Source organism: Microcoleus sp. Pol14D4, from assembly GCF_036701245.1.
Classification (GTDB): Bacteria; Cyanobacteriota; Cyanobacteriia; order Cyanobacteriales; family Microcoleaceae; genus Microcoleus.
Genome location: NZ_JAUBQM010000206.1, coordinates 1 through 1,169, shown reverse-complemented (window position 1 = coordinate 1,169; position 1,169 = coordinate 1). Strand labels below are relative to the sequence as shown.

At 39.5% G+C, this 1,169-nt stretch carries 1 protein-coding gene; it reads left to right on the top strand.

Annotated features, from left to right (window positions below):
* Positions 1–1,148: IS4 family transposase (locus tag QUA33_RS28125; protein WP_333153070.1), on the top strand; the 1,148-nt coding region annotated here is incomplete at its 5' end.
* Between the last annotated feature and the right edge of the window lie 21 nt (positions 1,149–1,169).

The following is a 1,169-nucleotide window of genomic DNA, read 5'->3' as shown; positions in this document are numbered from 1 at the left end:
AAATAATGATACCAACATTCTACCTCATTCATTTAAAAAAACAACTAAGTTCAGCTCAATTGAAACTGATTGAAATCTTGCTACCCTTGATACAATCAGAAAAACAAGTGAGATTAGAACGACTGGCACGGGTATTTCCTTACCCAATTACAACGGAAAGTCGGCGTAGAAAACTACAAAGATTTCTGGATTTACCAAACTTAACTATCTCATTAATTTGGTTCCCCTTAATTAGTTATTGGTTGACCACTTATTGCCCCATTGGTACTCGTTTATCAATTGCAATCGACCGCAGTCAATGGGGCAGCATTAATCTTTTTATGGTGAGCCTAATCTGGGAAAAAAGAGCAATTCCCTTATACTGGTCACTGTTGCCCAAATTGGGAAACAGTAACTTCGAGTCACAAACAGGCAATTTACAGCAAGTTTTACCATTATTTTCCGAATATAAAGTCATCGTTTTAGGAGACCGTGAATTTTGTTCTGTCGATTTGGGAAACTGGCTGAGGGAAAAGGGTGTATCTTTTTGCTTAAGACTGAAGAAGAATCATTGTATCGAAACAGAGCATTTAGTTTGGCAGCGATTAGATGAATTAGGCATAGTGCCAGGAACCTCTTTATATTTTCAAGGTAAAAGAGTGAGGAAAACTCGACCTGCGACCGGATTTGATCTTGCTTGTAAGTGGAAAAGGAACTACGGGGGATGGAAGGTTGATGAAGCGTGGTTTATACTCACAGATTTAGGGTCATTGCCAGCAGCTATCAATGCTTATAAGCAGCGGATGGGTATTGAAGAAATGTTCCGAGACTGTAAAACAGGAGGCTACGATCTTGAAGGAACCAGCTTAAAAGGAGACCGACTTATTAACATGATTTTGCTCATGACACTTGCGTACACTTGGGCAATATTTCAAGGCACTGAATTGAAAAAAAAGCAGGTACAAAAATATGTATCTCGTCGCAAAGAACCTAAAAAAAGATATCGAAGACGCAGTACATTTGGTGTTGGTTTAGATGGAGAAAAGTGGGTCAATTATCTCGAACAATATTCTGACGAGGTAGAACAGTTAATGAAGTTAACTCCCAATAAACGCCGCTTTTATCAACAAGGTATGCGGGCCGCAACCCTTATACAGTCTATCTCGTAGACCTTTTTGTCACCCCCCCAG